At 72.3% G+C, this 22338-nt stretch carries 21 protein-coding genes and 1 pseudogene; 10 read left to right on the forward strand and 12 right to left on the reverse strand.

The genetic code is table 11. From position 1 onward, the window contains the following. Nucleotides 1-282: 282 nt before the first annotated feature. Complete coding sequence (locus AB0I52_RS26765) at nt 283-2505, reverse strand: NADP-dependent isocitrate dehydrogenase (RefSeq protein WP_363076738.1); 2223 nt, start codon at nt 2503-2505, stop codon at nt 283-285. Nucleotides 2506-2698: 193 nt separating this feature from the next. On the opposite strand from AB0I52_RS26765, the gene AB0I52_RS26770 reads away from it, so the two are divergent. Continuing rightward, nucleotides 2699-3199: a tetratricopeptide repeat protein gene (locus AB0I52_RS26770; RefSeq protein WP_363076740.1), complete on the forward strand. Its 501-nt coding sequence runs from the start codon at nt 2699-2701 to the stop codon at nt 3197-3199. 6 nt (nt 3200-3205) lie between these two features. Here the strand turns inward: AB0I52_RS26770 and AB0I52_RS26775 are convergent, their stop codons facing one another. After that, entirely contained in the window at nt 3206-4237 is a 1032-nt protein-coding gene (locus tag AB0I52_RS26775) for a glutathione S-transferase C-terminal domain-containing protein (RefSeq protein ID WP_363076742.1), read from the reverse strand. Between the two features lie 11 nt (nt 4238-4248). Continuing rightward, complete coding sequence (locus tag AB0I52_RS26780) at nt 4249-5751, reverse strand: MFS transporter (protein ID WP_363076744.1); 1503 nt, start codon at nt 5749-5751, stop codon at nt 4249-4251. A 241-nt stretch (nt 5752-5992) separates the two neighbouring features. Here AB0I52_RS26780 and AB0I52_RS26785 point away from each other — a divergent pair, with 241 nt between their 5' ends. The 5 genes from AB0I52_RS26785 to AB0I52_RS26805 all read left to right on the forward strand — a co-directional run bounded on the left by AB0I52_RS26785 (nt 5993) and on the right by AB0I52_RS26805 (nt 9360). After that, nucleotides 5993-6388, forward strand: a complete 396-nt coding sequence (locus tag AB0I52_RS26785; protein WP_363076746.1) for a helix-turn-helix transcriptional regulator — start codon at nt 5993-5995, stop codon at nt 6386-6388. Nucleotides 6389-6729: 341 nt separating this feature from the next. Then, on the forward strand, nt 6730-7716 hold the full coding sequence (gene dhaK / locus AB0I52_RS26790; protein ID WP_363076748.1) for a dihydroxyacetone kinase subunit DhaK: 987 nt from the start codon (nt 6730-6732) through the stop codon (nt 7714-7716). A gap of 58 nt (nt 7717-7774) precedes the next feature. Next, nucleotides 7775-8389 carry a dihydroxyacetone kinase subunit DhaL gene (dhaL, locus tag AB0I52_RS26795; protein WP_363076750.1) on the forward strand — a complete coding sequence of 205 codons (615 nt, stop codon included), beginning with the start codon at nt 7775-7777 and terminating at the stop codon, nt 8387-8389. Next, nucleotides 8386-8796 carry a PTS fructose transporter subunit IIA gene (locus tag AB0I52_RS26800; protein ID WP_363076752.1) on the forward strand — a complete coding sequence of 137 codons (411 nt, stop codon included), beginning with the start codon at nt 8386-8388 and terminating at the stop codon, nt 8794-8796. The genes dhaL and AB0I52_RS26800 overlap by 4 nt, the downstream gene beginning before the upstream one ends. Nucleotides 8797-8853: 57 nt before the next feature. Then, nucleotides 8854-9360 carry an NUDIX domain-containing protein gene (locus tag AB0I52_RS26805; protein WP_363076754.1) on the forward strand — a complete coding sequence of 169 codons (507 nt, stop codon included), beginning with the start codon at nt 8854-8856 and terminating at the stop codon, nt 9358-9360. A 45-nt stretch (nt 9361-9405) separates the two neighbouring features. Here AB0I52_RS26805 and AB0I52_RS26810 read toward each other — a convergent pair. From AB0I52_RS26810 to AB0I52_RS26820, 3 genes and pseudogenes are all read right to left on the reverse strand, one after another. After that, nucleotides 9406-10804 (reverse strand): annotated as a pseudogene (locus tag AB0I52_RS26810) (ATP-binding cassette domain-containing protein). 261 nt (nt 10805-11065) lie between these two features. Further along, nucleotides 11066-12001, reverse strand: a complete 936-nt coding sequence (locus AB0I52_RS26815; RefSeq protein ID WP_363076756.1) for a M56 family metallopeptidase — start codon at nt 11999-12001, stop codon at nt 11066-11068. Next, entirely contained in the window at nt 12001-12354 is a 354-nt protein-coding gene (locus tag AB0I52_RS26820) for a BlaI/MecI/CopY family transcriptional regulator (RefSeq protein WP_363076822.1), read from the reverse strand. The genes AB0I52_RS26815 and AB0I52_RS26820 overlap by 1 nt, the downstream gene beginning before the upstream one ends. Before the next feature lie 266 nt (nt 12355-12620). On the opposite strand from AB0I52_RS26820, the gene AB0I52_RS26825 reads away from it, so the two are divergent. The 3 genes from AB0I52_RS26825 (at nt 12621) to AB0I52_RS26835 (ending at nt 14344) form a co-directional block, all read left to right on the forward strand. Continuing rightward, on the forward strand, nt 12621-13265 hold the full coding sequence (locus tag AB0I52_RS26825; protein WP_363076824.1) for a DedA family protein: 645 nt from the start codon (nt 12621-12623) through the stop codon (nt 13263-13265). Then, a complete protein-coding gene (locus AB0I52_RS26830) occupies nt 13265-13894 on the forward strand; it encodes a phosphatase PAP2 family protein (RefSeq protein WP_363076758.1) in 630 nt (209 codons plus the stop codon). The genes AB0I52_RS26825 and AB0I52_RS26830 overlap by 1 nt, the downstream gene beginning before the upstream one ends. Before the next feature lie 234 nt (nt 13895-14128). Beyond that, a complete protein-coding gene (locus AB0I52_RS26835) occupies nt 14129-14344 on the forward strand; it encodes a DUF6243 family protein (protein WP_363076760.1) in 216 nt (71 codons plus the stop codon). Nucleotides 14345-14543: 199 nt separating this feature from the next. On the opposite strand, the gene AB0I52_RS26840 is transcribed toward AB0I52_RS26835, so the two are convergent. The 6 genes from AB0I52_RS26840 to AB0I52_RS26865 form a co-directional block, all read right to left on the reverse strand. Then, nucleotides 14544-15584: an NAD(P)-dependent alcohol dehydrogenase gene (locus AB0I52_RS26840; RefSeq protein ID WP_363076762.1), complete on the reverse strand. Its 1041-nt coding sequence runs from the start codon at nt 15582-15584 to the stop codon at nt 14544-14546. Nucleotides 15585-15643: 59 nt separating this feature from the next. Beyond that, complete coding sequence (locus tag AB0I52_RS26845; protein ID WP_363076764.1) at nt 15644-16417, reverse strand: SDR family NAD(P)-dependent oxidoreductase; 774 nt, start codon at nt 16415-16417, stop codon at nt 15644-15646. Further along, nucleotides 16414-17085: a TetR family transcriptional regulator gene (locus AB0I52_RS26850; RefSeq protein ID WP_363076766.1), complete on the reverse strand. Its 672-nt coding sequence runs from the start codon at nt 17083-17085 to the stop codon at nt 16414-16416. Before AB0I52_RS26850 ends, AB0I52_RS26845 begins: the two co-directional genes overlap by 4 nt. 110 nt (nt 17086-17195) lie before the next feature. Further along, on the reverse strand, nt 17196-18356 hold the full coding sequence (locus tag AB0I52_RS26855) for a PP2C family protein-serine/threonine phosphatase (RefSeq protein WP_363076826.1): 1161 nt from the start codon (nt 18354-18356) through the stop codon (nt 17196-17198). A 240-nt stretch (nt 18357-18596) separates the two neighbouring features. After that, nucleotides 18597-19355 (reverse strand): GNAT family N-acetyltransferase, encoded by a 759-nt coding sequence (locus AB0I52_RS26860; RefSeq protein WP_363076768.1) that lies wholly within the window; start codon nt 19353-19355, stop codon nt 18597-18599. Beyond that, the gene (locus AB0I52_RS26865) at nt 19352-20272 is read right to left on the reverse strand and encodes an NADP-dependent oxidoreductase (protein ID WP_363076770.1); all 921 of its coding nucleotides are present in this window, start codon (nt 20270-20272) and stop codon (nt 19352-19354) included. The genes AB0I52_RS26860 and AB0I52_RS26865 overlap by 4 nt, the downstream gene beginning before the upstream one ends. A gap of 412 nt (nt 20273-20684) precedes the next feature. On the opposite strand from AB0I52_RS26865, the gene AB0I52_RS26870 reads away from it, so the two are divergent. Further along, entirely contained in the window at nt 20685-22337 is a 1653-nt protein-coding gene (locus tag AB0I52_RS26870; protein ID WP_363076772.1) for an ABC transporter substrate-binding protein, read from the forward strand. The last annotated feature ends 1 nt before the right edge of the window (nt 22338 follow it).

Below are 22338 nucleotides of genomic sequence, written 5' to 3' on the forward strand. Positions count from 1 at the left end.
GGCGTGGCGCCGCCTCCACCGGGGTCGGCCGAACGGCCCTCCCCGCACGTCGCGCGAGTTTCCGGTTGCAGCAAACCAGCCGGGTGGCCGCCTGGGGTGGCCCTGCGCCCGCCGTGGCGCGACATTCACCCGTCAGGACGTCCCCGGACGAGCAGCTCCGGGGCCCCGTCCGCTCCTGGAAACAGCTCCGCCCCGGCTCGACGGTGTGTCGGCCGGGGCGGAGCGGTCAGAAGCGGTACGGGGCGGGGAAGCGGCAGGGCCTCCCCCGTCCACCGGATCGGATCAGGCGAGGCTCGCGATCGCCTGGTTGAACGTCGCCGACGGGCGCATGACGGCCGAGGCCTTCGCCGGGTCGGGCTGGTAGTAGCCGCCGATGTCCACCGGCTTGCCCTGGACCGCGATCAGCTCGTCGACGATGGTCTGCTCCTGCTCGGCCAGCGTCTTGGCGAGCGGCGCGAAGGCCTCGGCGAGCTTGGTGTCGGCGGTCTGCCGCGCCAGCTCCTGGGCCCAGTACAGCGCCAGGTAGAAGTGGCTGCCGCGGTTGTCGATGCCGCCGAGCCGGCGGCTGGGCGACTTGTCCTCGTTCAGGAACGTGGCGGTCGCGCGGTCCAGGGTGTCCGCGAGGACCTGGGCGCCGGCGTTGTCCGTGGTCTGCGCGAGGTGCTCGAAGCTGACGGCGAGGGCGAGGAACTCGCCCAGGCTGTCCCAGCGCAGGTAGTTCTCCTTGACGAGCTGCTGCACGTGCTTGGGCGCGGAGCCGCCGGCGCCCGTCTCGAACAGACCGCCGCCGTTCATCAGCGGGACGACGGAGAGCATCTTCGCGCTGGTGCCCAGCTCAAGGATGGGGAACAGGTCGGTCAGGTAGTCACGCAGCACGTTGCCGGTGACCGAGATGGTGTCCTCGCCGCGGCGGATGCGCTCCAGGGAGAACGCGGTGGCCTTGACCGGGGACATGATCTCGATCCGGAGACCCTCGGTGTCGTGCTCGGCCAGGTAGGTCCTGACCTTCTCGATGAGCTCGGCGTCGTGCGCCCGGTCCTCGTCGAGCCAGAACACGGCCGGGTCGCCGGTCGCGCGGGCACGGGTGACGGCGAGCTTCACCCAGTCCTGGATGGGCAGGTCCTTGGCCTGGCACATGCGGAAGATGTCACCGGCGCCGACGACCTGCTCCAGGACGGCGTCGCCGTTGCCGTCGACGACCCGCACCGTGCCGGTGACGGGGACCTCGAAGGTCTTGTCGTGGCTGCCGTACTCCTCGGCCTTCTGCGCCATCAGACCGACGTTGGACACCGAGCCCATCGTGGCCGGGTCGTAGGCGCCGTTGGCGCGGCAGTCGTCGAGGACGACCTGGTAGACGCCCGAGTAGCTGCTGTCGGGCAGCACGGCGAGGGTGTCGGCCTCCTCGCCGTCCGGGCCCCACATGTGACCGGAGGTGCGGATCATGGCCGGCATCGACGCGTCCACGATGACGTCGCTCGGCACGTGCAGGTTGGTGATGCCCTTGTCGGAGTCGACCATCGCCAGGGCGGGGCCCTCGGCGAGCTCGGCCTCGAACGAGGCCTTGATCTCGGCACCGATGTGAGGCACCGAGTCCAGGCCCTTGAGGATCCCGCCGAGGCCGTCGTTCGGGGTCAGGCCCGCGGCGATGAGCGCCTCGCCGTACTTGGCGAACGTGTTCGGGAAGAAGGCGCGGACCACGTGGCCGAAGATGATCGGGTCGGAGACCTTCATCATGGTGGCCTTGAGGTGCACCGAGAACAGCACGCCCTCGGCCTTGGCGCGCGCGACCTGCTCGGTGAAGAACTCGCGCAGCGCGGCGACGCGCATGACGGCGGCGTCCACGACCTCGCCCGCGAGCACCGGTACGGACTCACGGAGCACGGTGGTGGTGCCGTCGTCGCCCACCAGCTCGATGCGCAGCGAACCCGCGTCCGCGATCACCACGGACTTCTCGGTGGAGCGGAAGTCGTCGGCGTCCATGGTCGCGACGTTCGTCTTCGAGTCGGCCGACCAGGCGCCCATGCGGTGGGGGTGCGCCTTGGCGTAGTTCTTGACCGATGCGGGAGCCCGGCGGTCGGAGTTGCCCTCGCGCAGGACGGGGTTGACCGCACTGCCCTTGATCTTGTCGTAACGCGCGCGGGCGTCCTTGTCCTGGTCGGACTTCGGGTCGTCCGGGTAGTCCGGCAGCGCGTAGCCCTGCGCCTGGAGCTCGGCGATCGCGGTCTTCAGCTGCGGGATCGAGGCCGAGACGTTCGGCAGCTTGATGATGTTGGCCCCGGGAGTCGTGGCCAGCGCGCCGAGCTCGGCGAGCGCGTCCTCGACGCGCTGGTTCTCCTGGAGGCGGTCGGGGAAACTGGCGATGATCCGGCCCGCCAGGGAGATGTCGCGGCTCTCCACGGTGACCCCGGCCTTCGAGGCGTAGGCCTCGATCACCGGCAGGAACGAATACGTCGCCAGGGCCGGGGCCTCGTCGGTGTGTGTATAGATGATGGTCGAGTCAGTCACCCTGTGCTCCGCTCCACGTCTGCAACATTGCTTGACATCAAGATATCTCGTGACCGCCGCTGTCTCGACAGGGCCCTGCCCCGCACGGACCGGAACCCGCCGTACCGCCCCGCCGCCGGTGGGCGGGCGAGCCGGCCGCCGCGCTTTGCCATTGATTTGCCGTACGGCCGCGGTCCTGGCAGCGTGCGGCGCTATGAGCCCGGAATTCGAACACGACGAGCCGTCGGCGCAGGCGGTACGGCTGCGCGAGCGGAAGGACCCGCAGGCGCACCAGCAGCTGCTGGCCCTGGCGGCGAGGTATCCGCGGGACGCGGCGATCGCCTATCAGACCGCCTGGTCGCACGATTCCCTCGGCCTGGAAGCACAGGCCGTGCCGTTCTACGAGCGTGCGCTGGAGGGGCCGGGGCTCTCGGCCGAGGACCGCCACGGGGCTTTCCTCGGCCTCGGCAGCACGCTGCGGGTGCTGGGCCGTTACGAGGCGGCGCGCGGGGTGCTCGGCCGCGGTCTGGAGGAGTTCGCGCACGATGCCTCGTTGCTGACCTTCCTGGCGATGACGCTGTACAACCTCGGCGACTCCCGCGAAGCGGTGCGGACGCTCCTCGGGGTCACGGCGGCCACCAGTGCGGACGGCCGGGTCCAGGCGTACCGCCCCGCGATCGAGTACTACGCCGACCGTCTGGACGAGACGGAGTAGAGCCCCTCAGGGCCGCCCCCGCGCCGGGACCTCCTCGCCCGCCGGCACCGGCCCGGGCGGGGTGCCGTCGCCGAAGGGCCGGCCGCCCAGCTGCTCTCGGTGATGCGGGGTCAGCCAGCCCGACAGGTCGGGGCCGGCGGGCACGATGCCGGTGGGGTTGATGCCCGTGTGGACGCGGTAGTAGTGCTGTTTGATGTGGTGGAAGTCGACCGTGTCACCGAAGCCGGGGGTCTGGTAGAGGTCCCTGCTGTAGCCCCACAGGACCGGGTCCTCGGCCAGCTTCGAGCGGTTGCACTTGAAGTGTCCGTGGTAGACGGCGTCGAAGCGCACCAGTGTGGTGAAGAGCCGGATGTCGGCCTCGGTGATCGTGTCGCCGACGAGGTAGCGCCGGTCCGCGAGGCGCTCCGACACCAGGTCCAGGCGGCGGAACAGATCCCCGTACGCGGCCTCGTACTCGTCCTGTCCGGTCGCGAACCCGGCCCGGTACACGCCGTTGTTGACGTCACGGTAGATGCCCTCCATGACCTCGTCGATCTCCTCGCGCAGCGGCTCGGGGTAGAGGTCGGGCGCCCCGGGCCGGTGCAGCGCGGTCCATTCGGTCGCGAGGTCCAGGGTGATCCGCTGGTAGTCGTTGGTGACGAGCTTGCCGCTGGGGACGTCGACGACGGCGGGGACGCTGACCCCGCCGGGGTACCCGTGTTCCCGCGCGTCGTACGCCTCGCCGAGGTACTTGATGCCGAGCACCGGGTCCCGGCCGCCCTCGTCCAGCGTGAAGCGCCAGCTGCGGTCGTCCTGCAGCGGATCGGTGACGGCGAGCGAGAGCGCGCTCTCCAGGCCGAGCAGCCGGCGGGAGACCAGGGCGCGGCTCGCCCAGGGGCAGGCGCGGCTGACGACCAGGCGGTAGCGGCCGGCCTCGACGGGCCAGCCGTCGCGGCCATCGGCGGTGATCCGGTCGGCGAAATGGCTCCTGGACCGCTTGAAGGGCTTGTGGCCGTACTCCGTGTTGCCGTCCGGTTCGGTGCGGGCGGGGTCGTTCATCGCGTTTCTCCCTACGACGGGGCCTCAATGCGGGCGGACTGCTCTGTACGGCTTCTGCCCCGACGCGCCCCGCCCACGTCGGCCAGCGCCACGATCAGTCCGGCCACCACGAAGGCGACGGAGACGACCAGCCCGCGGTCGTAGGCGCTGGACCAGCCGGCGGAGCCCATCCGGGCGAAGAAGACCGAGCCGACCGCGGCGATCCCGATCGCGGATCCGACACGCTGGCCGGTCTGGAGGGTGCCACCGGCACTCCCCGCGCTGGCCACCGGCACCTGGGACAGGGTCAGGGTCTGGTTGGGCGCGATGACCAGGCCGCTGCCCAGTCCGGCGAGCAGCAGCGGGGCCGCCATCGCCCAGCCGGCGCCCCTGCCGGGCACCAGATGGACGGCGAGCGCGGTGGCCCCGAGTCCGACCGCCACGGTGGTCATGCCGATGACGACGAGGGGGCGCCCGTACCGGCCGACCAGCCTGCCGCCGGGGCCGGCCGCGGCGGCGGACCCGAGGGCGAAGGGCGTGATCGCGAGACCTGCCATCAGGGCGGTGTAGTGCAGTCCGCTCTGCAGGTAGAGCGTGGTGATGAAGAAGATCGAGGTGAATCCGGCGAAGTAGAGCAGGATCAGCAGACAGCCCAGCCAGTAGGAGCGGACGCGGAACAGCGAGAGGTTCACCACCGGCTGGGTGCCGCGGCGGCCGCACCGGGACTCCCAGGCGACGAAGGCGGCGAGCAGCACCGCGGCCGCCAACAGGAGCAGCCATTTCCCGTCGCCCCGCCACTGCTGTGCCTGGACGAAGGGCAGCAGCAGCGCCAGCACCCCCGCGCCCAGCAGCACGACCCCGAGGGGATCGAGGTCCCGCAGCCGCACCGGGCCCGCGGACGGGGTGTCCGGCAGGAGTCTGCGGGCCAGCAGAAGGCAGACGGCTCCGAGCGGCAGGTTGACGTAGAACACCCAGCGCCAGCCCTCCTCGGCGCCGGCCGCCTGGATCAGCAGGCCGCCCAGCAGCGGGCCGACGGCGGTGGAGATGCCGACCACCGTGCCGAACATGCCGAAGGCCCGGCCCCGTTCGCGCCCCGAGAACATCTGCTGGATGAGCGCGGAGATCTGGGGCGACACCAGCCCGCCGGCCAGGCCCTGGATCAGTCGGGCGATCACCAGCCAGAGGCTGGACTGGGCGGCCCCGCAGGCCGCGGACGCCAGTGTGAAGAGCACCAGCCCGGCCATGAAGACCTCGCGGCGCCCGCGCGCGTCACCGAGCCGCCCGGCGGGAATCAGGAACAGCCCGAAGGCAAGGGCGTATCCGGAAAGCACCCACTGCAGGTCGGACTCCGGGGTGTGCAGACCCTCCCGAATGGACGGCAGCGCGACGTTGACGATCGACACGTCCAACAGCGTCATGAAGCCCGCGACCAGGCACACCGCGAGTGCCCGCCACCGCCGGGGGTCGGGCGCGTCCGGCCCGGCGGCGGACTCCGCACCCCGCCCCGCGGAACCCCGGTACGCGCTCTCTGCCATGGCTCGCACACTAGGTCGCACGCCCCGATTCCTCATCCCGGCAGGGCCACCCGGCCGTGCGCCGCGCGCTACATTGGCGCGGTCGCCGGTATGCGGACGGTGTACGGGCGGGATGCGGACCGGGGCGGCCGACCGCAGTGCACGGACAGCGGCGAGGACGACCGCCGGATACTTCCTATCCACCAAGAAATTCACAGAAAAAGCTTGCATATGCAAGCCATACGACCCTAAGATGCGGCATATGCAGTCCTACACCATTGGGCAGGCCGCCCGCCTGCTGGGCGTCAGCCCGGACACCGCGCGCCGCTGGGCGGACGCCGGCCGTGTGGCGACCCACCGCGAGGACGGCGGGCGCCGCCTCATCGACGGCCGCGATCTGGCCGCGTTCTCCGTCGAGATCGCCCAGGGCGGTGCCGGCGAGGACGACACGTCCTACACTTCGGCGCGCAACGCCTTTCCCGGCATCGTCACCGCTGTCAAGCTCGGGGACGTGGCGGCACAGGTGGAGATCCAGGCCGGTCCGCACCGGCTCGTGTCACTGCTGACCCGGGAGGCGGTCGAGGAGCTCGGCCTCGAGGTGGGCATGCAGGCCACCGCCCGGGTGAAGTCGACCAGCGTGCACATCGACCGCACCTGACGCGTTCAGCGCGCTGTCCGGCAACCCGGCCCGGGCCACGCTCACCCGCCATCACATCGACAACGACGAGCGCAGCTTCTCCTTCGACGACGCACTTCGGTGTCCCAGGACAACGTGTCCTGCCGCGGCGGCGGCCCCGGGGCGTCGCGCCACCTGGGCGCACCTCACCCCAGCGATGACAGGCCGTCAGTACACTGGCGGCGAGTCGCCACCGGCCGCGCCGGCCCCGATCCCGGAGAGCCGTCCGCCGCCGGACTCGACGACTCGCCAAGCGGTCCCTGAGCTGCTAAAACCTGATCAGGGCGCCACTCGATGGCTCTACTGGGAGGTCACCGTTGAAAATGCTGATCAACGTCCCCGAAACCGTGGTCGCGGATGCCCTGCGCGGGATGGCCGCCGCCCATCCGGATCTGACCGTGGATGTCGAGAACCGTGTCGTCGTACGGCGTGACGCACCTGTGGCCGGAAAGACCGCCCTGGTCTCCGGCGGCGGGTCCGGGCACGAGCCGCTGCATGCCGGGTTCGTCGGGCCCGGGATGCTGTCCGCCGCGTGTGCCGGCGAGGTGTTCACGTCCCCGGTGCCGGATCAGATGGTGCGGGCCGCTGTCGCCGTGGACAGCGGTGCGGGTGTGCTCTTCGTCGTCAAGAACTACACCGGCGACGTGCTCAACTTCGAGATGGCCGCCGAGCTCGCCGACGAGGAAGGCGTACGGGTCGCCCAGGTGCTCGTCAACGACGATGTCGCGGTCACCGACAGCCTCTTCACAGCGGGGCGACGGGGCACGGGCGCGACGCTGTTCGTCGAGAAGATCGCCGGGGCGGCGGCCGAGGAGGGCGCTCCGCTTGACCGGGTGGCGGCGATCGCGCGCCAGGTGAACGAGTCGTCGCGCAGCTTCGGGGTGGCACTGAGCTCCGTGACCACGCCTGCCAAGGGCTCCCCCACCTTCGACCTCCCCGCGGGCGAGCTCGAACTCGGGGTGGGGATCCATGGCGAGCCGGGGCGCGAGCGGCGTCCGATGATGACGTCGCGGGAGATCGCCGACTTCACGGTGGACGCCGTACTGGAGGACCTGCGCCCGAACGGGCCGGTGATCGCGCTGGTCAACGGGATGGGCGCGACTCCCCTGCTGGAGCTGTACGGGTTCAATGCCGAGGTGCAGCGGGTGCTGTCCGAGCGGGGCGTGGCAGTGGCTCGTACGCTCGTGGGGAACTACGTGACGTCGCTCGACATGGCGGGCTGCTCGGTGACGCTCTGCCAGGTGGACGAGGAGATGGTACGGCTCTGGGACGCGCCGGTGGAGACGCCTGCCCTGCGCTGGGGCCGTTGACCCTACGTGTCCCGCGTCGCAGCGCACGCCGTCACACTCGATGGACCAAGGAGATCAAGTGTTCGACGCCGACTTCTTCCGCCGCTGGATGACCACGACCGCCGCCGCCGTGGACCGCGAAGCGGCGCACCTGACCGAACTCGACTCGGCGATCGGGGACGCCGATCACGGCAGCAATCTGCAGCGCGGGTTCACCGCGGTGGCGGCCGCCCTGGAAAAGGAAACGCCGCAGACTCCGGGGTCCGTACTGACGCTTGCCGGGAGACAGCTGATCTCGACCGTCGGCGGGGCGTCCGGTCCGCTGTACGGGACGCTGCTCCGGCGCACCGGCAAGGCCCTGGGTGACGCGCCCACCGTGACCCTCGGGGAGCTGGCACAGGCGCTCGGCACGGGCGTGGCGGCGGTGGCCCAGCTGGGCGGGGCCCAGGCCGGGGACAAGACGATGCTCGACGCCCTGCTGCCGGCGGCCGAGGCGCTGGGGACCTCGTTCGAGGCGGCGCGGGACGCGGCGCGGGCGGGCGCGGTGGCGACCGTGCCGTTGCAGGCGCGCAAGGGCCGGGCCAGCTATCTGGGCGAACGGAGCATCGGACATCAGGATCCGGGGGCCGCGTCCTCCGCGTTGCTGATCGCCGCGCTCGCAGCGGCCGACGGTGCAGGCGGGGGTGACGCGTGAACGCGGACAAGCAGGTCGGGATCGTGCTGGTATCGCACAGCGGGCCGGTGGCCGAGGCGGTCGCCGCGCTGGCCAGGGGGCTCGCGGCCGGTGGCGCGACAGCGCCGGTGGCCGCCGCCGGCGGTACGCCCGCGGGCGGCCTCGGGACCAGCGCGGAGCTCATCGCGCAGGCGGCCCGGTCGGTGGACGGCGGCGCCGGTGTCGCCGTACTGGTCGACCTGGGCAGTGCGGTGCTCACCGTCAAGGCGATGCTGGCCGAGGGCGACGAACTCCCGGCCGGCGCACAGCTGGTGGATGCCCCGTTCGTCGAGGGTGCGGTGGCCGCGGTGGTCACCGCGTCGGCGGGCGGCGATCTCTCGGCGGTGGCGGCCGCCGCGTCGGAGGCGTACGACTACCGCAAGGTGTAGGGCGGGCCGCCGTGTCGGCGGCCCGCCCTGCTGCGCCGTTCACTCACACTTGACGGCATGTCACCGAACGAGCGGCGCAGCGCCGGGCTTCTCCTGTTCCGCACCACCGGGGAATCCGGTCTGGAAGTCCTCATCGGGCATATGGGCGGGCCGTTCTGGGCGGGCCGGGAGAGCGCGGCGTGGTCGGTTCCGAAGGGTGAGTACGGCCCCGGGGAGGAAGCGGCGGCCGCGGCCCGGCGGGAGTTCGGGGAGGAGTTCGGCCACCCGGTCCCGAACGGTCCGTGGGTGGCGCTGGGCGAGTCCCGTCAGTCCGGCGGCAAGATCGTGACGGTATGGGCGTTGGAGGCCGGCCTCGATCCGGCGACGGCCGTTCCGGGGACGTTCACGATGGAGTGGCCACGGGGGTCCGGCGTGCAGCAGGAGTTCCCGGAGATCGACCGGTTCGCCTGGTGCACGCCGGAGGTTGCCGCCCGGCGTCTCGTCAAGGGGCAGCGGGTCTTCGTGGACCGGCTGCGCGACATGGTGACAGGCGAGCGGGAACCGTCCGCGCCCGACGGGCCCTGAGGTCCCGCGGCTCCTGAGCCGCTGCGCCGCGGTGCGGCCGGCGGGTCAGGGAGCGCCGGCCGGTGCGCCCTCGTGGAGTTCGAGCCGGTCGCCGGTGAAGCGGCCGCGGAAGCTGCGGTCGTGCGAGACGACCACGACGGCACCCGCGTACGCGGCCGGCGCCGCCTCCAGTTCCTCCACCAGGCCGAGGGCGATGTGGTTCGTCGGCTCGTCGAGCACCAGCAGATCGGCCGGCCGGGTGACCAGCCGGGCCAGCGCCAGCCTCCGCTGCTGCCCGACGGAGAGGCCGGCGACGGGAACACCCAGGTCCTCGGGACGGAACAGTCCGAGCGCGAGAAGCGTGTCGGTGTACTCGTCGGCGTGACCGGGCCGTCCGGCCGCGAAGGTCGCCAGGAGCGTGCGCCGGGTGGGCCGGGCGGGGAGTTCCTGCGGGAGATACCCGATCCGGGCCCGTCGGCGCCCTGCGCAGCGTCTCCAGTCGGCTCCTGGCAGCTCTGACCTGCCCGGACAACTTGGCCTCGTGCGAACGGCGGTGCTTGCCGAAGCCCTCCCCCGGGTCCTTCCCGGCCCCGGCGAGCCGCCGGCCCGCGGCGCTCACGAGCTCTTCGGTACGGGCCAGTTCGTCCAGCCACTCCTGGTGGTCCTGCGCCCAGCGGCGGCGGGCGGCCGTCTTCGCCGTGCGGTAGCCGTCCCAGCCGTCCTCGTACGTGACGACGCCGCGCAGATCGCGGTCCACCTCGACGATGACGGTGGTGGTCCGCTCCAGGAACGCCCGGTCGTGGGTGATCACGACGGCGGTACCGCGGTGGGCGCGCAGCTGGTCCTCCAGCCAGGTGGTGGCCCTGAGGTCCAGGTGGTTGGTCGGCTCGTCGAGCAGCAGCAGTTCCGGACCGGATGCCAGCACACAGGCGAGCGCGAGCCTGGACTGCTCTCCGCCGGATAGTGTGCCGAGCCGGCGCGCCCTGGTGAGGTGCCCGAGCCCGAGGCCGTGCAGCGCGGCATCGACCCTGGCATCGGCCAGGTAGCCGCCGCGCTCCTCGTACTCCGTCAGCAGATCCCCGTACGCGGCGAGTCGGGCGTCGTCCGGGCCTCCGGGCACGGCGAGTGCGGCTTCGGCGGTGCGGATCCGCTGCTCCAGCGCGCGGAGTCCGGCCAGGGCGGTGTCCACGGCGTCCTGAACCGTGTGGCCGGGGACCAGCGCGAGTGTCTGGGAGAGATAACCGGTGCCACCGGGGAAGCGGACGGTCATCTCGCCGCTGTCCGGAGTCTCTGCACCGGACAGCAACCGCAGGAGAGTGGACTTGCCGGAGCCGTTCTCGCCGATCACTCCGACGCGGTCACCGGGGCGGACGGTGAGCGACACCTGGTCGAGGACGGTGCGGACTCCGTACGCCTTGGATACGTCCTTCATGGCCAGCTGGGCGCTGTCGTGCTTGGGCGACATGGGTCGCTCTTCCCTCGGGCGACATGCCTCGGCAGCCCGTGACGGGCGCGGCGGGCGAGGACGCTGAACGGGCGGAGGGGACACCGCACGGGGTGACCCCGAGGGTCACCCGGCGACGCCCGGTGTCGCACCCGGCGACGCTCTGTGGTGTCCTGCCGGAATCAGCGGAAGAAGTAGTACGAACCCATGGAGCCAGTCCAAGCACGGGGGCGCGTGGGCTGTCAGGCCCTTTTCCCCGATCGGGCGGAAGCCGGGCGGGTACTACGGGTTCTCGCCCTGGGCGACCTCGATGCTGCTGTGCAGGTCGTGCGTCGCGTCGAGAGCGGCCGCTCCCGAGGCGGCCAGGCAGGCGATCAGGGTCGCGGCGGCGGCGAGGCCGATGCGCGGGCGCCCGGCGGTCCTGCCGAGCAGGGCGGCGACCCGGCGCGGGACGGGGCCGGCCACCGCGCCGAGCGCCGGGGCGGGGTGGGGCGCGCAGCCGCCGGCCGTCCGGGCGGCCAGCGCGGCGCGCCCGATCGCGCGGGCGGCGACCCTGCGGTCTCCGACGGCGTGCGCAGCGGCCTCGTCCGCGCAGCGCTCCAGCGCGTATCCCATGGGGGCGCGCAGGGCACGCAGCGCCGGGTGGCAGCGGGCGGACAGCTCGGCGACGGCGAGGTACAGGTGGTGGCGCCCGGTGAGGTGCGCGCGCTCGTGGGCCAGGAGCGCGTCCCGCTCGGCGGGGTCCAGGGCGTGCAGCATGCCGGTGGTGACGACGATCCGGCCGGGGCTGCCGGGCCGTCCGGGCAGCGCGTAGGCGTCGGGGCGGGTGTCACGCATCACGGCGAGCTCGCTCTCGTCGCGCCGCCCCGGGCCTGCGGCCCGGTGGAGCTGTAGCCAGTGGCTGCGCGCCGCACCGGTCACGGCCACGGCGCAGCCCAGGAGCAGCGCCAGCGCGGCGGCCGCGAGCGGTACGGCGACGGCCGGTTCGGCGGCGGCGAGCGGGCGCACGAATTCTCCGGCGGCGGCGACGGCGGACAGCCGGCCGGCTCCGGGCACCACCAGCAGCGCCAGCGCGCACACGGTGCAGAGTGCCAGGCCGGCGCCCGTCGCGGCGAGCAGCCGCACGGCCCGCACGGGCGACAGGGCATCCGCGAGCCGGCGGGCCGCGGGAACCACCAGGAACGGCACGAGCAGCGGAATCCATACCGCGTAGATCATCACGTGTCCCCGTCGAGCAGATCGCGCAGGAGCCGTTCGTCCTCGCCGCTGAGCTGCGACACGAACCGCGCCAGCACTGTGCCGCGGTCCTCGTCCTTGCGCAGTTCGCTGTGCATCCGGCGGGCGGTCAGTCCGGCCGCGTCCTCGGTGGGGGTGTACGCGAATCCGCGTCCCGACCTGGTGCGGGCGACCGTGCCCTTCTCGTGGAGCCGCGAAAGGATGGTGGTGACAGTCGTCCGCGCGAGCTCCGGCCCGATCGCGCCCTGCACCTGACCGGCGGTGAGCGGGGTGCCGGCCGCCCAGAGGGCCGCCAGGATCGCGGACTCCAGCTCACCCGAGGGGCGGCGCTCCACCGGGACCTGACCGGCCGCGGCGGTTCGTGGGGCGGGCTGCTGCCCGGCCGGGCGTGACTGCCCGGTGTCCGGCCCGTCGTACGGCCGGGGGGCGGATTCTCCGCCGGATATCCCGTTCACCTGCGGCATGGGAACTCTCCTCCCCCTTCGGGCGTCTACAGTGGTGTCGACCGTCTACATCACTGTAGTCAGTCCGGGTGTTCACAGGGACACCCGCTCACCATTATGGGAGACCCTCCACCGTGTCCGTACTCTCACTGGCGACCATGCCACAAGCGGTGAACCTGCTGGATGCCGGTTCGCTGCTCGGAACGTTCGGCGCGCTAGGCGTCGCCGTCGTGCTCTTCGCCGAGACGGGGCTGCTCGTCGGCTTCTTCCTCCCCGGCGATTCACTGCTGTTCACGGCGGGCCTGCTCAGCGTCTCCGGTACCCATGGTCCGATCGAGCTGTCGTTGCCGCAGGTGCTGATCGCCGCGGTGGCCGGAGCGCTGCTCGGGGCGCAGACGGGCTACTGGCTCGGCCGCCGGGGCGGACAGGCGCTGCTCGCCCGCAGCCGTTCCAAGCGACTGCACGAGGGCGCCGGCCGCGCGGCGGAGCTGCTCGCCAGATACGGCTACGCCCGCGCGATCGTGCTGGCCCGCTTCGTCCCCGTCGTGCGCACGGTGCTCAATCCGCTGGCCGGGGCGCTCGACGTCCCGGCCAGGCTGTTCGCCCTGTGGCAGGTCGTCGGTGGCGTGGTCTGGACTGCCGGTCTGGTCCTCGCCGGATACGCGCTGGGGTCCTCGGTGCCGAATGTCGACCGCTACCTGCTGCCGATCGTCGCCGTCGTGGTCGTGGTCTCCCTCATCCCTCTCGCCGTCGAACTGCTCCGCTCCCGCAGCCGGCGCACTGCCGAAGGAGACAACAACTGATGCGGCTCGCCTCCGCGGCCACCTCGATCGACGGTGGGCTGTACACCTGGGTCACCGAGCTGGCCCAGCGCTCCCCCGCCGTCCTGGATTCCGCCGTCCGCGTGTGGTCGGACTACGGGCTCGCCCTGTTCGCGGTGCTCATGCTCGCGTCCTGGTGGCGCTCCCGTTCCGCGGATCCCGCGCGTACCGCCATGGCGCTCTGCGCCCCGCTCGTCGTGGTCGCCACCTATCTCGTCAACGACGTGGTGAAGTCCGCCTTTCACGAACAACGCCCCTGCCAGACGCTGCACGTCGTGACGGTGGAGGCGTGCCCGGCGCTCGGCGACTGGTCCTTCCCCAGCAATCACGCCGCCATCGCGGCGGCCGCGGCCATGGTGATCTGGCTGACCGACCGGCGGCTCGGAGCGGTCGCGCTGCCGGCCGCGCTGCTGATGGCGGCGTCCCGGGTGTGGGTCGGGGCGCACTACCCGCACGATGTGCTCGTCGGGCTGCTGATCGGCGCGCTCGTCGCCTGGCCCTTGGCCCTCGCGGCGCGGCGCTGCGCCCCGGCGGTGGTCCGGCTGCGCGACAGCCGGCTGCGTCCGCTGGTGGCGGTGCGGTCAGCGGGCGTGGGGGCGCGCAGCAACTGATTCCCGTGCCCGCGGAGATCCGTGTGCCCCGGCCGGATGACGGGACGCCCGCACACCCGACCGTCTCGGGTTGGTGTGCGGGGCCGACGGAACCGGGTAACGTCTTCGGCATGTTCTTCCAGACGCCGATTTACGAGTGAGAGCGTGATGGGCCTCTGCTGACGTCCTTCGATGTCACCGCCCATCCCCCCCGATGAATCCGTAGATCACTTCACATCATTACCGGGAGAACCCATGACCGTGAGCAAGAACATCAACAACCCCGTGGGCATGGGCGGCGGCCAGCGCAAGAGGCTGTCCCGCGCCGAACGGCAGAACAACGGTCCGCACCGCAACCTCGACCGCCAGGGTGCGGCGGACCAGAAGGCGGAGCTGGTGCGCAAGATGCGCGAGAAGGCAGGCGCCGCTGAGGCCTCCGGGCAGTCGGGCGACGACACCGCACAGAGCTGACGCACCGCCGCCGCAGTGCGGCACCGCAAGGGGCAGAGCCCGGACCGCGACGCACGGTCCGGGCCCTGTTGTCGTACCGGGGCCTTGCTGCCGTACCGGGTACGGCCGGTCCCGCTCAGTGCACGGGTCGTGGACATGACGATGCGGGCCGGCGCACAGTGCGACGGCCCGCAGGGTCCCGAGGAAGGGGATCGGACGGTCAGCCGTTGGGGAGGATGACGGCCCGGCCGCTGATCCTGCCGTCGTGCAGCCGCTCGTACGCCAGCGGAGCCTCGTCCAGCGAGTACGTCTCCACGTGCACCTCGACCGAACCGGCACGGGCGAGATCGAGCACCTCGGTCAGCTCGGAACGCGATCCCCAGTACGGGGCGGTCACCGTCGTGTTGAACGGCAGCGAGCCGAAGCCGACCGGCAGCGCCCCGCCGCCGATGCCCACGATCGTGACGTCGGAGTCGATGGCGGCCGCGGCGCCCGCCGTGGTCACGGTGGGCGGTGCTCCGACGAAGTCGAGGACGACCTGCGCGCCGATGCCGCCGGTCAACTCACGGATCCTCGCGGCGGCGTGCTCGTCGGACAGCACGGTCTCGTGCGCGCCGACGGTGCGGGCGAGGGCGAGCTTGTCCTCCGTGACGTCCAGGGCGATGACCCGGACGGCCGTCATGGCGCGCAGCAGCTGGATGGCGACGTGGCCGAGTCCGCCGGTGCCGATGACGACGGCGGTCGCGCCGGGCACCAGCTTCGGCAGGGAGCGCTTGATCGCGTGGTACGGCGTGAGGCCGGCGTCGGTGAGCGGCACGGCCTGGACCGGGTCGAGGTCTCCCAGCGGCACCAGGTGACGCGGGTCGTCGACGATCATGTACTCGGCCATGGCGCCGGGCGCGCCGAGACCGGGCGGGTTGATGCCTAGTTCCTTGGCACGCAGGCAGTAATTCTCCTTGCCCTCGGCGCACTTGACGCATGTACCGCAGCCCCAGGGGCCGTAGACCGCTACGGACTCGCCCACCGTGAGACCGGCGACCCCGTCGCCGAGCGCGGCTACGGTGCCCACGCCCTCGTGGCCGAGGGTGAGCGGGAGATCGTAGGGGAACTGGTCCGCGGGCCAGCTCATCACCGCGATGTCGGAGTGGCAGACACCGGCGGCGGTGACCTTCAGCAGCACCTGTCCGGGGCCGGGTTCCGGATCGGGCACGGTGACGACCTCGGGTGCGGCGCCGACGGTGCGGTACTGGACGGCTTTCATTGGGTCCTCCTTGACCTCTGCTTTTCTGTCTCTCGCCCCCCGAAGCCCCCGTACTCCGCTCAGGAGGCGGAGTAGCCGCCGTCCACCAGGTGGTAGCTGCCGTGGATGAACGAGGCGCGGTCGGAGAGCAGGAAGGCGGCGAGTTCCGCCACCTCCTGCGCGGTGCCCAGGCGTCCGGCCGGGTGGAGCGAGATGAGGTGGTCGCGGGCGGGGCCGTCGGTGTTGCGCAGCAGCGGGGTGTCGATGAAGCCCGGCCCCACGGCGTTGACGCGGACGTTCTGCGCCGCGTACTCGAGTGCCGCCGTCTTGGTGAGGCCCACGACGCCGTGCTTGGCGGCGACGTAGGCGGGCGATCCGGCGAAGCCGTTGGTGCCGAGGATCGACGACATGTTGACGACGGCGCCACCGCCCGCGGCGACGATCGCGGGAAGCTCGTAGCGCATCGAGTAGAAAACGCCGCTGAGGTTGGTGGCGACGACCCGGTTCCAGTCCTCGACGGCGTACTCGCCGGTCGGGCTGCTCGGGCCGCCGATGCCCGCGTTGTTGACCGCGAGGTGCAGGGCTCCGAAGGTGTCGACGGCGAACCGCACGCCCGCCTCGACGGAGGCGGGGTCGGTGACGTCCATGGCGACCGCCGCGGCCTTGGCCCCGGTGCTCTCCAGCGCGGCGACCGCCTTGCGGGCGCTCTCCTCGTCGTAGTCGGCCACGACCACCGACGCGCCGGCGGCGGCCAGCCTGTGGGCGAGGGCCAGTCCGATGCCGGAGGCTCCTCCGGTGACGAGGGCCGTGCGTCCGGCGAATTCCTGGTCAGTGGTGGTGGGGGTGGTGCTCATGATGTTCCGTTTCCTTCCGTGGTGCTGTGTGACGCCGGTCCGGCGGGGAGCCGTGCGAACAGCTCCCCCGAAAGGGCGTCGAATGCCTGCTCGACGAGCCGGGGCAGCTCCTCGGGGCAGCCTCCGCGCACCCAGGCGGCCTGGGCGGCGAGGAGCGCTCCCGCTCCGGCGGCGACCGTGACGGCGGGACGGATGTCCAGCCGCGGGTCGGTTCCCAGCCGCTGCGCGACGATGGCGACCGAGTCCTCCTGGGCGTCCACCCGGATGTGGTGGAACGCCGCGTAGAGGGTCGGTTCCCGCTCCGCGAGGACCAGCAGGTCGAAAATCCTCGGGCGGCGGTGCCAGGCCTCCGCCTCCGGGTCCGCCAGCCAGTCCAGGACGGCCCCGCGGTACGCGGTGAGCGGTGGTTCGTCGGCGGGACGGGCCCGCAGGGCGTCGTTGATCCGGTCGCCGTCACCCCGGACCGAGTCCAGGACGGCGGCTTCCTTGCTGGTGAAGTACCGGCTGAAGGTGCGGCGGTCGACATCCGCGTGCTCCGCGATCTCCTCGACCGTCACCTCCCTCAGCCCCCGGTCGAGCACCAGCTCGAACGCGGCCTGGGCCAGCGTGTCCCGGGTCCGGCGGGCCTTGCGGCTCCGCCTCTCCGGGGTCTTCCGTTCCCGGTTCATGACCGCACCGTACACCCAATAATGTCCCGTTGCGACATATGCCGCATCGGGACACCTCGAAGGGTGTGCGCCTCGCTGCTCCTGGCCGCCATTCGGCTTCGGGGCCGCGCCTACCGCCCGCTGAACGCCTCTGCGGCCCGCCGTGCGTCGGCGCCGGCCGTGGCGGGGCGGTGGCGGCCGCCGTACGACGAGCCGCGCAGCGTGAGCACCGCGATGTCGTCGCGCCGCACGCCACCGGAGAACGCCTCCAGGTCCGCGTGGAGCGTGTCCAGCAGCTCGCGGGGGGCGAGCCGGGTCCAGCCGCTCAGGCGTGCGTCCAGCGGATAGAAGGCTCCCGAGGCGTCACGGGCCTCGGTCACTCCGTCGGTGAACAGCAGGAGCGTCGCGCCGGGCGGGAGGTCCAGCCATTCGGCGGCCCGCGCCTCGTTGCTGAGCTCCGCCATGCCCAGCGGCACCGACGTACGGCGCAGCGGAACGGCGGCCGCCACCCCCTCGTGCAGCAGCCGGGGCGGCAGGTGGCCGCAGTTGACGGCCTGCACCCGGCCCTCCCCGTCGAGGCCGAGCACCAGCGCGGTGACGAAGCGCTCGATCTCGCCGGTCTGGGCGGAGAAGGCGTTGTGCCGGGCGACCGCGTCCTCGACCGCGTCCACCACACCGGTCAGGGCGGGCTCACGGATGGCCGCCTCCCGGAAGGCGCCGAGCGCAGCGAAGCCGACCCCTATGGCGGCAAGGCCCTTGCCCTGCACGTCACCGATGATGACGCGGGTGCCGTAAGGGGACTGGACGACCTCGTAGATGTCGCCGCCGACCAGCCGGTCCTCCTCGATCGGCGCGTAGATGCCGTCCACCAGGACCTGGTCGGTCAGTACGGGCAGCGGGCGCAGGATCTGCCGCTGGAGGGCGACGGCGGCCGACCTCAGCCTGGCGATCTCGGTGACGTGCCGGATTCTCAGTGAACAGGCCCCGACGCCCACCGCGCAGGCCAGCACGGTGAAGCAGACACCGCTCGTGATGTCCCAGAACGTGCCGCCGGACACCAGCCGGGAGATGACGACGATGGGCATGATCCAGATCGCGGCGGCGACGGTCTGCCGGACCGTGCAGAAGACCGAGACGAGCGCGGGCACCACGACCAGCAGCGGGATGAGCCGCAGGTCGTCACCGGTGAGGACATCGAGCCCCGCCACGCCCAGGGACAGCAGGACGAGGCCGCCCAGCAGGGCCGGGGTGCCGATCCGGGAGCGGACGGCCGCCCGCTCCCCCGCGTCGATCGCCGCCTGCGCACCGCGCGTCGTCGACGGACGCTGTACCCCGATCGTCACGGCCATCTCCTCCCGCAGTCACCGGGCGTGTCCCGGCACTCTCTTCCAGTCCACCCGGACCGGACCAACGGCGCACGGGGCTTTCGGCCTCAGGCGGCACGCCGAAGGTCCCCGGCCGGGGCGGAGAGCCGCGTTCCGGGCCGGAAGTCCCGGACGGACGTCCCGCCGGCCGACCGGCGGCTCCGGCTCTCAGTTCCGGGCCGCGGCGCCGGCCGCCTCCCCCGGCGCCGGGTGCGCGCCTGCGCCGTCCGGTGCGAGCGCCGCCAGGAACGACGTCCGGCGGCGGAGCGCGAATCCGAGGGATTCGTAGAGCCGCACCGCGTGGACGTTGGCCACCGCGGCGTGCAGGAACGGCGTCTCGCCGCGTTCCCTGATCTCGTGGGAGACGGCGAGGAGCAGCCGGGTGGCGAGTCCTTGTCCCCTTACGGACTCGTCGGTGCAGACGCCGCTGATCTCGCTCCAGCCGGGCGGGTGCAGCCGTTCCCCGGCCATCGCCACCAGTACCCCCTCGCGCCGGATACCGAGATAGGTGCCGAGCTCGACCGTCCGCGGCAGGAACGGCCCGGGACGGGTGCGGGCGACCAGGTCGAGCATCTCGGGCACATCGGCGGGTCCGAGCCGGACGGCCTCCGGGTCCGGGGCAGCCGCGACACCCGTGTCGACGAGCTGGACGCCCTCGGCGTGGAAGGTCACCTCCCAGTCGGCCGGCGGCGGCTCACGGAAGGCGGTGAGGGTGACGGATCCCCCGGGGCCGGCGAGCGCCGCCGCATCGGCCCAGTCGGCGGCCTCCGGCCGGTCCGGGACGGCGGCCCAGGGGGTGACATCGGCCGGGTAGCGCAGGATCCGGCCGCGGCGTTCGGCGAAACGGGCGTGCGGGCCGGTCAGCGAGGTGCCGACCGGGTCGTCCAGCGGATGCGCGCCGCCGGCGGAGGACCGCGGCGGGGTCATGCGCCCACCTCGATCACGAGCTTCCCGCGGGCATGGCCGCTCTCGACGGCGCGCAGCGCCTCGCCCGCCCCGGTCAGCGGGTAGGTCCGGGTGACGTGCGTCCGCAGGACCCCGGTGACGACGAGGTCCGCCACTTCGTCGAGCACCGCCGCCGTGCGGGCGCGGGCGACGGCCGCACCTCCGAGCTCGACCGGCAGGGGCTCGCCCGCGGCGCTGATGAGCGCTGCGGGATCGGCGAGCAGCGGCGCCACTTCCCTCAGGGTGTCGCCGCCGGCCAGGTCGAAGATCGCGTCGATGCCGCCGGGGGCCACCACCCGTACCCGGTCGGCCAGTCCGGCGCCGGATTCGACGTGCACCGCGCCGAGCGATTCGACGAAGTCCTTCTTGGCCGCGCTCGCCGCGCCGAAGACCCGGACGCCGGCGTGGTCCGCGAGCTGGACCAGCGCGTTCCCGACGCCGCCTCCGGCCCCGGTGACCAGCAGCGTCGAACCGGGGGCGGGGGCGAGCCGGCGGACCCCGTCGTACGCGGTGGCCGCTGCGACCGGCAATGCCGCGGCGTCGGTGAACGACAGCCCGGCCGGCTTGTGCGCGGTGACTGCGACGGGCAGCAGGGTGTACTCGGCGTACCCACCGGTCACCGGAGTGCCGAAGACCTCGTCGCCGACCGCGAATCCCTCCACGTCCGGACCGAGCGCCTGGACGACCCCGGCGGTCTCGCTGCCGAGGACGGTGGGAAACGGCTGCGGTTGACTGCCGGGTCCGGTGTACCCGGTGCGCAGCTTCCAGTCGACCGGGTTGACCCCCGCCGCCCGTACGGCGACGAGCAGTTCCCCGGGAGTCGGCACCGGAGCGTCCTGCTCGACGAGTGCCTCCACCTCGGGTCCGCCGTTGCGGGTGAACACGTACGCCTTCGGCATGAGCTCCCACTCTCCTGTCCCCGGCACCCGGCCACCCGGGTCCCCACAGCAGCAGGAAGGCCCTTCCGCGTGCGGGTATTCCCTCGGGGCACCGGATTCACGAGGCCGCAACGGAAGCGGTCCGGTGCCGGGCGACCACGCCGCGCCCGGCACGGGGGCGGGCCCGGGACCGAGTACGCCGAGTGGGTCCCCGAGCTGATCCGGCGGATCGTCACCCGGAGAGGGGTTCCGACCGGTCGCAGCGAGGTCACCCCTCTTCCGCCTTCCTCTCCGGGATGTCCTGATACATCCCCACGACATGTCCACACCGTGGGCACTCATCAACCGTCCGTTGACGCCCTTAGGCCATTCGGATACTGTCCACGCCCAGTTGGGCAGTTTCAATGGACAGATGCGAGATGGGTGGTTCCCGATGACATCGGAACCGGGTGGCAACCTCAGCCGACGCCGACTGCTGCGCCTGGCCGGTGCGGGTGCGGGCGTCCTGGCCGCGTCCGGTGTGCTCGCAGCCTGTGCGCCCCCGCCCGCGAACGGGACGGGCACCGGGCCGGAGGGACCGGCGACCGGTGCGCTGGGCGCCGACGTGCCGATCGGCAGTCTCGTACTCGCCCTGCCCTCCTCCATCTCCAGCCTCGACGTGGGCCGGGAGTCGGGTGTGCTGAACTACCTGGTCGCGGTGCTGGCCCAGGAGTCCCTGCTCTCGGTCGACCCGTCCGGCAAGCTGGCACCCGGCCTCGCCACGTCCTGGCGGCAGCCCGACGCCAGGACGTACGTCTTCACGCTGCGCCGCGGTGTCACCTTCAGCGACGGCGCCCCGTTCACCGCGGACGACGTGGTGGCCTCCGTCGAGGCCATCCGGGACCCGGAGAACGGTTCCGCCCTCGGATACGCCTACGCGGGTGTCTCGTCGGTGAGGTCCACCGGCGACCACGAGGTGACGATCCGTCTCAAGGCGCCCGACGCGATGTTCGCCTGGACGACGACCGCGGGCGGACTCCTCGTCAGCAGCCGCGCCTTCCTCACCCGCAACGCGGGACGCGTCGGCACCCCGAAGACACTGCTGCTCGGCACCGGCCCGTACCGGATCACCGAATTCGCCGCCGACGACCACGTACTGCTGGAGCGCAACGACGCCTGGTGGGGCGAGAAACCCGCCGTGCGGAAGCTCAAGCTGTCCTTCGTGCCGGACGCCGGAACACGGCTGGTCGCGATGAAGTCGGGCGCGGTGGACGGCGCCCTCAACCTCGCGTCGGACGAGGCCCACGGCTGGGAGTCGAGCGCGCGTGTCACCTACACCGGCGACCGCTCCGTGGTGTCCCTGGCGTTCGACACCACCGCCGCCCCGTTCGACGACATCCGGGTCCGCCGCGCCATCGCCCACGCCACCGACCGCGAGGGCATGGTGAAGGGCATCCTGCAGGGCCGGGCCGAGGTCGCCGACGCGCTGCCCTCCCGCGACATGTGGGGCGATCTGCTGTCCGCCGAGAAGGTCCGATCCGGCTACGACGCGATCCCCGCGGTGCCGTACGACCTGGACGCCGCACGTGCCGAACTGGACAGGTCCGGGGTGGCGAAGGGCTTCACGGCCGAACTCCACTACCCCAGCAGCGGTCCGCAGCTGGGCAAGGCGGCGCTCGCACTCGCCGCCTCGCTCAAGAAGCTCGGCATCACGCTGAACGTCAAGGAGATCACCCTGGAGCAGTGGGTGGCGGAGCTCGGCTCCGGCAAGCAGCCGCTGCAGTTCCTGTGGTACTTCCCCGTCACCGGCGACCCGGCCGAGCTGGCCGACCCGTATCTCAACGGCGCGGCCACGGCTACGGACATCGCGCACTACGACAACAGGACAGTCAACTCCGCGCTCGACACCGCGAAGGCGTCCGCCGACAAGGACGTCCGCGCCCGGGAACTGATGAAGGCGGTGCAGACGGCCGGCGCCGATCTGCCCTACCTCCCCCTGTGGTGGGCCAAGACCGCGACCGCACTGTCCAAGGAGCTCGTCCTGCCCGATCCAGGGCCGTTCACCTTCATCGGACCGTGGGCGACCCGGATCCGCAAAGCCGCCTGAC

Origin of the sequence: Streptomyces sp. NPDC050423 (genome assembly GCF_040655445.1) — a bacterium.
In the GTDB taxonomy this organism is placed as follows: domain Bacteria; phylum Actinomycetota; class Actinomycetes; order Streptomycetales; family Streptomycetaceae; genus Streptomyces.